Raw genomic sequence first — 7925 nt, 5'->3', positions numbered from 1 at the left:
AATTTTTCTTTAGTTTAACAGAAAAAAAGAGGTTCAACTTATTAAGTTGACCTCCTTTATATCTCTTTATTTTACAAAAGTTGCAGATTGCTTACCTGATTGACGGCCAAATACGATAATATCTCCTACTGAGTTACCACCAATTCTATTTTGTCCGTGTAAACCACCAGTTAATTCGCCTGACGCATAAAGGCCAGTGATTGCTTTACCGTCTTTATCTAAAACTTCTGTTTTATTATTAACTTTTATACCACCCATAGTGTAATGAATACCAGGTGCTACTTTAATCGCATAAAAATCAGCTTTTTCTAAACCTTTATCCATACCTGTTTCACGATTAAATTCTGTATCTTTTTTATCTGCTACAGCTTTATTCCAAGTATCAACTGTTTCTTTTAAAACACTAGCATCCATTTCAATTTCTTTAGCTAAACCTTCAATTGTCCCTGATTTTTTAACAAATCCTTGTTTTTCATAGAAATCAATAGCTTTAACTCTTTCTTTCACTCCACCATCAAATACTAAATAAGAAGATTTTTCTTTTAGTTTATTTTCAGCCGCAGATACATTATCACGAGTATCCATTTCATTAACAAAACGTTTACCTTCTTGAGAAACTAGGATTCCACCTTCACCACGAACCGCTTCACCAATTAAAATGCCTTTATCTTGTTGAACAGTAGGATGAATTTGGATTTGATCCATATCTACCACTTGTCCACCAAGTTTTTCAATCATCTTAATACCGTCTCCAGTACTACCTTCAGAGTTAGTCGTTACGTAGCCTTTTAATTCAGGCTTTTCTTTTTCTAACATTTCAGGATTAGCGCCAAAGCCACCTGTTGTCACAACAACAGCTTTACTACTAATTTCTTTTTCTTTCTTATCCACTTTTACTTTAACTCCGCTGACTGCACCATCTTTTTCAGTAATTTCAGTCACATCAGCATTAACAAATAATGGAATTTCTTTTTCATGAACATTTCTTAGTAGGCCATCGACTAAATACCCACCAACAGCTGAACCATCTTCTGGGCGGTGAGTTCTTTTTTCACTCATACCACCAGTGATTGTTAAGTTGTTTAATTTAATTCCCATACCATCTAACCAATCGATAGCATCTGCTGAATTATCTACATAATAACGTAATAACTCTTTATCGTTTGTTCCGTGTCCACCTTTAAGAGTTTCTTCATAAAATTTATCGTTACTATCTTTAATACCTTGTTCTTTTTGGAATTTCGTTTCAGAAGCGTTCATTCCACTTGAAGATTTTAAAGTATTACCTCCTGCAACTGGCATTTTTTCTAAAATAACGGGATTTTTACCTTCGTCTTTTGCTTCAATAGCTGCTGCCATCCCTGCTCCACCAGCACCAACAATAACAATATCATACTTATCTTTCATATCTTTAGGATCAGTATAGCCCTTTTCAGATGCACCTGTTGTTACCTCTGAGCTTGAGCTTTCTGTCTTTTTAGATTCATCTTTTTTAGCCGTTTCTTTTCCACCGGCACAACCTGCCAAAAGAAACATGACAGCTAAACTTGTTGTTACTGTTTTTAACATTTTATTTTTCATTGTTACACTCCTTAATTGTGATTGTTTGAACAATGAAAGTTTACAATAATTTTTGATGAATTTCAACTATTTTCATAACTTTTTTCACAAAGTTATAATGTACCCTTCTTATATTTTTAAATTTTTCCTAACTATTTATTAATTCAAAGAAAAAGCTAACCAACGTTGGCTAGCTTTCTCCAAACTTTTAAAATGTATTGATAACAAGAAATTCGGGAATTTTTTTACATCTCTTTACTTTCTTTAACTATCTCTATCAGTGTTTTAGTTGCTATTTCCATTACTTCTAAAGTAATAAATTCGTATTGACCATGAAAATTTTCTCCACCTGTAAAGATATTTGGAGTAGGTAGCCCCATGTAAGAAATTTTTGAACCATCTGTTCCACCTCTAAAGGGTGTAACTATTGGCTCAATGTTCAAATTTTTCATTGCCTGAAGCGCAATTTCGACACATCTCATATCTTTTTCAATAATTTCTTTCATATTATAATACTGATCTTTTAATTCGATGGAAAAACGTTCTCGATTCAACTCTTGATTTGCCTTTTCCACACCTTCAATTAAATATTGTTTTCTTTTTTCAAACAACTCTTTATCATGATCACGAATAATATAAATCATCTCAACTTGGTCAACAGTACCATGAAAATCATGTAACAAATAAAAACCTTCCCTATCTCTTGTTTTTTCAGGAACGTCATCCACTGGTAAACGACGATCAAAATCTTGACCTAGTTTAATTGCATTGACCATCATTCCATAAGCTGTTCCTGGATGAACACTTGTACCATCTATTGTAATCTTCGCTTGTGCGGCATTAAATGTTTCATACTCAAAATGTCCAACACGTCCGCTGTCAATCGTATAGGCAAACGCTGCTGGAAATGCTGATACATCAAAATGATCTGCTCCTTGACCTATCTCTTCATCTGGACCAAAAGCTACCCAGATATCACCATGAGCTTCTTCTGGATGACTGATAAAATAATCCAACACGCTAAGAATTTCAACGATTCCTGCTTTATCATCAGCACCTAAAAGAGTTGTTCCATCAGTTGTTATCAGTGTTTGACCAACATAATCTTTCAAATTTGGGAATTCGGTTACTTTCATAATAATATCTTTTTCTTTATTTAGGCAAACATCTTTACCATCATAATTAGGATGGATTAACGGTGAGATATTTTCAGCATTAAAATCTGCTGTATCTAAGTGAGCGATGAACCCAATACTTAGATAATCTTCAGCATTTTTAGGTAAGCAACCTACTAAAAATCCATTTTTCTCGTTATAACTAATAGTTGCTAACCCAATTCTTTTTAGTTCCTCTTTTAAAATTAAAGCAAATTCAATTTGCGACTTTGTTGTTGGAATGCTTGTGCTACTAGGATCAGAACGTGTATTAATTTTGACATAAGATATAAATCTTTCTAATAATTTCTCCCTCATAACTTCCTCCTACTATTCTTTTACTTCTGCATTTCTTAAAAAGAAATAACCACCATACAATGGGTATTCAACTTTTTCAATATTAGGATTTACCAAATAATTGCCAGCACCTTGATAGATTGGTACTTGAGCAGCTTCTTGATTTAAAAGAATATCCTCAGCCTTTTTATAGTCTGCAAATTGCTTGTCCGGATTATTAGCGTTTGTTGTTTTTGCATCTGTAACAAGTTTTGTGTAATCTTCATTAATAAATTTCCCATCATTATATGACGAATCTTTAACATATAAATTAAAGTAAGAATCTAACTCGCTACTTCCTGCAATCCAACCTGATAAAGATAATTCAAAGTTGCCATCTGCTCTTGATTGATGAACATTATTAGCAGGTTGTAAACTAACTGAAATGTTTAATCCTTTTAAATTATCCTCTAATTGGCTTTGAAGATATTCTGTTACTTTTTTACTTTGCTCTGAATCAGACGCAAGGAGTGTCACTTTCACTTTGTCTCCTAATTCTTTTTTAGCTACTTTCCAAATTTTCTTAGCTTCTTCCACGTTATATGTTGAAAACTCTCCTGCATATTTACGGTAGTCCTCTTTTGTTTCTGGATTTTCATATAAACCCGCTGGTACTAACCCGTTTAATGGTTTTGAACCATCTGCCAATACACTTTCCGTTAATCCCTTTTTATCAATAGCTAAAGCTATTGCTTTTCGTAAGTTCACATTTGCTGAAGGTGTTCCCTCTTTTTTATTGAAATCTAAAAAGCTATTAGAAACTTCAGAAAAAGTAATATATCCTGGGTTATCTTTATATTGAGCCACATATTGGCCACTAATTTTAACTAAATCTAATTCGCCATTTTCAAATAAATTGATTCCTGTGTTTTCTTCTTTTAGTGTCTGAACAGCAATTTCCTTTAATTTTACAGATTTTTCATCATAGTAATTATCATTCTTTACCAAAGTCCAAGTATCACTTGCTCCATCCCAATCTTTCAAAGAAAATGGACCATTATATAAAATATCTTCACTATTTGTTCCAAATTTATTTCCTTTTTCCTTAACAAATTTTTCTTGTTGTGGGGCAAGCCAACCAATCGCAGTAACCGAAAGAAATGACGGTTGCGGGTGTTCAAGTGTTACTTTAAATTCTTCTGACGATACAGCCTTAAAACCAATATCATCTACTGGTTTCTCACCATTTCTTACAGCCAATCCATTAACAACATTATCTAGTAAATAAGCATTAGGACCTTGTGTTTTGGGATCAATTAGTCGTTTCCACGCATACTCAAAATCTTTCGCTTCTATTTTTTCACCATTACTCCATTTAGCATCATCTCTTAATTTAAATAGATATTCTTTTCCATCTTCACTAACATCAATCGATTTAGCTATACCAGGAATTGGTGTTGTTTTTTCATCAAAACGAGTTAAACCTTCAAATAAGTGTTGAACCATTGTAAATGTATTTTTATCTGTGGTTTGTGTCGTATCTAATGTTGATATCGGAGCAGGTGTACTAACGGTTATTTTTTGTTCAACCTTTTCCGAATTAGTTTTTTGACCATCCTTCTTACTTGCCTCTCCACCACTACATGCGCTTAAAATCAGTCCCAGTGTCACAATACTACCCAATAATATGTTCTTTTTCATCATAATTTCTCCTTTTTAGTCTACGTTTAAATGTTAAAAAGAAAACAAAAAAAGAATCTCCACCCTTGTTAAAGGGCAAAGATTCTTTTCTTTGCGACCACCTTTTCATCAAAAAGCGCCTGTAAATCCAGTACTATCATACCTTCGTGCGATAACAGGCACCCCCGTATAGGTTTAACTAGTCAACCTATCTGTTCAAAGGCCATTTTCCTTATTCTTCCCGCTATCTCTTTTCACCAACCGAGACTCTCTAAAAGCTTCCTTAATAAGTACTTTCCTTTTCAATACATTTAAAACTCAGACCATTTATTTATTTGTTAATAGTGATATTATCAAAAGATTTTCTAACCGTCAACTCATTTTTCTTATTATTTTTTCATTTCAATATTTTTATACTCATATGACGCTCCTGCACTATGAGCAATAAAGCCTGTCAAATCTGGATTCCTTAAGTGCCCTTCAACTACTTGATACACCGGAATAATAGCAGCATCATCTTCTAAAAGAATTTTTTCTGCATCTAAATAATTTTGCCAACGTGCTTTTTCTTTTGTTGCATTCGTTGTTCGTGCTTCTTCAATTAATTTGTCATAGTCTTTACTTGAATATTTTCCTCTGTTATAACTATTTCCTGTAACAAATAAATCCAAGAATGAACTCACATCCGTGTAATCAGCACCCCAAGCAGTTACTACCATATCAAAATCACCTTTATCCGTCCTATCTAGTCGAATTGGTTTGGTTACTGGCGTTACAGTTGTTGTGATACCTAACGCATCTTTAAATGACCCTTGTAAATACTCGGCTAGTTTTTTAGTTGAATCATTGTCATCTGTTAAAATATCAAATGAGATATCTTCAGTTTTCAACTCTTTTTTAGCTTTTTCTAAATATTCCTTAGCTTTTTTCTTATCATATGTTTTATACTTTTTAGATTCATCAACAAAATCTTTTTTAGTTTCAGGATTGATAGACAACTCTCTTGGAACAATACCTGAAACAGCTTCAGAGCCATCTCCTAAAACAGTTTCAACAATGGCTTCATTGTCAATTGAATAGAATAAAGCTTTTCGTAAATTCAAGTTATCAAATGGTACTTTTTTACTCTCTTTATTTGTATCTACATAGACCACACGTCCATCTTTTTCACCGACAAAATTTGGATCTTCTCTATACTGCTTAGCTAATTCACCTGTTACAATAACATCATCTAATTGGCCGTCTTCATAGAGATTAAGCGCTGTTGATGCTTCTTTAATAACAGTTGCTTGGATTTCTGCAATTTTTACTGATTTTTCATCCCAATAGTCTTTACTCTTCAAGTATTTCCATTCAATGTCAGATCCTGGTCCGTCAAATTCAGCTAACGTGAATGGACCATTATAGACAACTTTCTCACTCGTATTAAAGGCATCTTTTCCAAATTCCTCAACAGATTTTTGATTCAATGGAAAAAATGTTGGAAAAGCTAGTAAAGAATCAAAATAAGGAATCGCATGATCTAATGTAATTTTCAGTTCGTGATCATTTACCGCCTCAATCCCTAACTCATCTGGTTTCTTCTCACCTGCCATAATTGCTTTGGCATTTTTTACATTTTCAATTAAATAGGCATATTCTGATGCTGTTTCTGGATTTATTACTCGTTGCCATGAATAAACATAATCTCCAGCCACAACTGGCTCACCATTTGTCCATTTAGATTCCTCTCTTAATTTCAAAGTATACGTCAAACCATCATCGCTAACTTTAGCTAATTCCTTAGCACCGGCTGGTTGTGGCATATTCTTATCATCCATTCGGTAAAGACCTTCAAAAATTTGATTCATCACACCAAAGCTGACTTTATCCGTTGCTTTAGCTGGATCTATCGATGCTATTTCTTGTGGAATACCAAACTTAGCAACTTGTTCTGTTGTTGTATCTTTTTTCTTTTTTCCTGATTCTTTTTTACTTTCACCACTTGAACAACCAACAAAAAGTAACAAAGAACTCATTAAAGCAAGTGTTCCAATTATTTTTTTATATTTCATGAAAACTTTCCCCCTTTTTAAATTATAAATGTTATTCTAATACAAAGATTAGAATAAAGCAACTTAATTTTAATCTTATTTTAATTAAAAATTAACCATAAGTTTTTTTAATTAAAAAAGAAAACCACTTTTTTTGCGGTTTTCCTCTTCTTTAAAACTATGCTTCTAATGATAAAATTGCTAATTTTATTACTTCTTTTGATATTTTTTGAGGCAATAAATGCATAAGCTCATCTTTATTAGATATTTCAGCTATTAAATCCACATCACCTATTTCAATATCTAAATGAGCTAATGTATAAGGTAAATCTATCTCATCATAATAATGAACCAATGTTTCAATTTCTTCCCTCTTTTCTTCAATTGCCAACTGAACCAAAATACCATAAGCAACTTTTTTACCATGTAAATACTTATGCGTATTAGGTAAATATGTTAATGCGTCATGAATACTGTGAGCTCCTGAAGTTCTTCCATATCTATCTCCAAATCCGCCAACCATGCCTGCAAGTAAAATATTGGTCTCTACAACTTTAACAAAACTTTCTGATAAATAACCACTCTTTAAATCTTCAATAGCTTTTTTACCATGTTCTAATAAATTTTTCCGACATTCACTGGCTGAGTATTTAGCAATCGTAAGTTCAACAGGATAGTTTTCTAACTGTGAAATAACTGCATCTGATTCATACCACTTAGCAAGCGTATCACCGATACCTGCAACAAAATAATCAACTGGCGAATTCAATATTATTCTAGGATCAACTAAAGTTAAACTAATACCTCTAGCAAAAAATTTCATATCAACCATCTCACCTTTTTGATTATAAATAACACTGACAGGTGTATAGGCTGCACACGTTGATGCAAGAGTCGGTAAGCAGATACAGTCTATTAAACAATCGTTAGCGACAAGTTTTCCTAAATCTAGCACCTTCCCGCCTCCAATGGCGATGATACTATCGAATTGATATTCTCTTACCAGTTCGATGAAAAATTCTTCATTTTCAAAACTACATTCATTTTTATAGTGGAAATAATGGCACTTTATTTGATTCATTTTAGGAAAGAATGTTTTAGCTACTTCCCACGATCTTGTTCCGTGTAATACTAAAACATTGGAGACGCGTCTTTCTATTAAATGGTTTTCCAACTCCTGCCATGCACCTATCTTGCATATATATTCTTGAGGTGCTCCTCT

The 7925-nt window shown here is 33.0% G+C and carries 5 protein-coding genes; all 5 read right to left on the bottom strand.

Annotated features, from left to right (window positions below):
• Window positions 1-66: 66 nt before the first annotated feature.
• Window positions 67-1569, bottom strand: a complete 1503-nt coding sequence (locus RR554_RS07465) for a flavocytochrome c (RefSeq protein ID WP_443081328.1) — start codon at window positions 1567-1569, stop codon at window positions 67-69.
• A gap of 236 nt (window positions 1570-1805) precedes the next feature.
• On the bottom strand, window positions 1806-3032 hold the full coding sequence (pepT, locus tag RR554_RS07460) for a peptidase T (protein WP_332467733.1): 1227 nt from the start codon (window positions 3030-3032) through the stop codon (window positions 1806-1808).
• Window positions 3033-3044: 12 nt separating this feature from the next.
• Window positions 3045-4691, bottom strand: coding sequence for a peptide ABC transporter substrate-binding protein (locus RR554_RS07455; protein ID WP_332467732.1), 1647 nt, complete (start codon window positions 4689-4691; stop codon window positions 3045-3047).
• A 368-nt stretch (window positions 4692-5059) separates the two neighbouring features.
• Window positions 5060-6724 (bottom strand): peptide ABC transporter substrate-binding protein, encoded by a 1665-nt coding sequence (locus tag RR554_RS07450; RefSeq protein WP_332463574.1) that lies wholly within the window; start codon window positions 6722-6724, stop codon window positions 5060-5062.
• Between the two features lie 157 nt (window positions 6725-6881).
• Window positions 6882-7925, bottom strand: a 1044-nt coding sequence (locus RR554_RS07445) for an iron-containing alcohol dehydrogenase family protein (RefSeq protein WP_332467731.1), incomplete at its 5' end; no start/stop codon positions are given.

It is taken from the genome of Vagococcus sp. (assembly GCF_036639995.1).
Classification (GTDB): Bacteria; Bacillota; Bacilli; order Lactobacillales; family Vagococcaceae; genus Vagococcus.
The sequence above is the reverse complement of the archived record's forward strand: the minus strand, read 5'-3'. Positions and strand labels throughout refer to the sequence as shown.

Excerpts from the sequence above, each read along its gene's own strand:
- pepT (WP_332467733.1), bottom strand. The coding sequence starts at position 3,032 with ATGAGGGAGAAATTATTAGAAAGATTTATATCTTATGTCAAAATTAAT.
- RR554_RS07455 (WP_332467732.1), bottom strand. The coding sequence starts at position 4,691 with ATGAAAAAGAACATATTATTGGGTAGTATTGTGACACTGGGACTGATT.
- RR554_RS07465 (WP_443081328.1), bottom strand. The coding sequence starts at position 1,569 with ATGTTAAAAACAGTAACAACAAGTTTAGCTGTCATGTTTCTTTTGGCA.
- RR554_RS07450 (WP_332463574.1), bottom strand. The coding sequence starts at position 6,724 with ATGAAATATAAAAAAATAATTGGAACACTTGCTTTAATGAGTTCTTTG.